Annotated in this window: 1 protein-coding gene; it reads left to right on the top strand. The window is 69.7% G+C overall.

Features of this window, described 5'->3' with window-relative positions; all coding sequences use genetic code 11:
• Positions 1–73: 73 nt before the first annotated feature.
• A complete protein-coding gene (locus PMI01_RS06345; protein WP_007665670.1) occupies positions 74–1,678 on the top strand; it encodes a serine hydrolase in 1,605 nt (534 codons plus the stop codon).
• Positions 1,679–1,731 lie beyond the last annotated feature (53 nt).

Genomic DNA, 1,731 nt, shown 5'->3' with positions numbered 1-1,731 from the left:
GGGAGAGGGTTCTGGTTGCCGCATCTCCACGGCTAGGCTTCAGTGCGCCCCTGACTTCATCACGGACGCTCCCATGATCGCCACCACCCGCCGCGCCGCCCTGCTGTCGGCCTTCGCCACCGTGGGGGCCGGGGCCCTGGCCGCGACGCCGCGCTCGGCGCGGGCGGCCGAGACCGGCAAGGCCGCCGCCGCGATCGACCTCTACGCCCAGCAGGTGATGGCCGCCTTCCCCGACGAGCCGGGCCTGGGGATCTGCGTGGTCGAGGACGGCCAGATCACCCTGGCCAAGGGCTATGGCGTGCGCCGGCTGGGCGGGACCGACAAGGTCACCGACTCGACCCTGTTCGGGGTGGCCTCCAACACCAAGGCCTTCACCGCCGCCGCCCTGGCCATGCTGGTCGAGGCCGGCAAGGTCGAGTGGGACGCGCCGGTCACCCGGTACCTGCCGAACTTCGAGATGAGCGACCCGATCGTCACCAGGCTGATGACCGTGCGCGACCTGCTGTGCCACCGCAGCGGCCTGACCCTGGGGGCCGGCGACCTGATGATCTGGCCCAACCCGACGCACACCCGCGCCGAGATCGTGGCGGGCCTGAAATACCTGCCGATCGGGACCGGTTTCCGCACCGGCTACGCCTATGACAACGTGCTCTATGTGGTGGCCGGCGAGGTGATCGCCGCGGTCACCGGCGCGCCGTGGGAGGTGTTCATCCAGACGCGGATCCTCGACCCGCTGAAGATGACCGACAGCGTCCCCCTGCCCTCGATGATCGGAAACCGGCCGCGCGCCGAGCCGCACGCCCGGATGGGGCCGCCGGTGCGCGGCATGGGACCGCAGACCGTGCTGCCGTTCGACGGCAGCTTCGACGCCGCCGGGGCGGCGGGCGGGCTCAACGCCACGCCGCGCGACATCGGCAAGTGGATGCAGGTCCAGCTGGGCCTGGGCGCGACGCCGGACGGGGTGAAGCTGTGGAGCGAGGCCTCGGCCCGCGAGATGTGGAAGCCCCACACCATCACCGCCTGGGCCGACGGTCCGACGGCCGAGAACCCGGTCCGCCCGACGATGCAGGCCTATGGCCTGGGCTGGTTCGTCCAGGACCACCGCGGCGAGCGGCTGCTGTCGCACACCGGCGGCCTGGCCGGCTTCATCTCCTATACCGGCCTGCTGCCCGGCCGGAAGTCGGGGATCATGGTGATGACCAACGCCGAGGAGAACACCGTCTTCCGGTCCCTGCGCTACGGCGGTCCCGACCGGCTGCAGGGCCGAAGCGACTATGACTGGATCGCCTCGTCCAAGCGCGTCCAGGCCGAGACCGACGCCAGGACCATCAAGGACGCCGCCGAAGCCGTCACCCCCAAGGGCGGGGGACTCAAGCCGACCCTGCCGCTGGCCGCCTATGCCGGAACCTATCGCGACCCCTGGTACGGAACGATTACCGTTTCGGTCGTGAAGAAGGGCCTGAAGATCGCCTTCGACAAGACGCCGGCGCTGAAGGGCGCCCTGGAGACCTTCGACGGCGACACCTTCCGCACCCGCTTCGACGACCGCTCGCAGGAGGACGCCTTCGTGGTGTTCGCGGTCAAGGACGGCCAGGTGACCGGCGCGACGATGAAGGCCGTCTCGCCGCTAGCGGATTTTTCCTATGATTATCAGGATTTGAGGCTGGCGAAGATCTAAGCCACGTCGCGCGCCTAAACCCTCTCCTATAAGGGGACCGCTGCATTACGCGG

Origin of the sequence: Caulobacter sp. AP07 (genome assembly GCF_000281955.1) — a bacterium.
In the GTDB taxonomy this organism is placed as follows: Bacteria; Pseudomonadota; Alphaproteobacteria; order Caulobacterales; family Caulobacteraceae; genus Caulobacter.
This window is presented reverse-complemented; position numbering and strand designations above follow the sequence as displayed.

What these genes read in the sequence shown, in the direction of transcription:
- PMI01_RS06345 (WP_007665670.1), top strand. Translation starts at nt 74, where the DNA reads ATGATCGCCACCACCCGCCGCGCCGCCCTGCTGTCGGCCTTCGCCACC.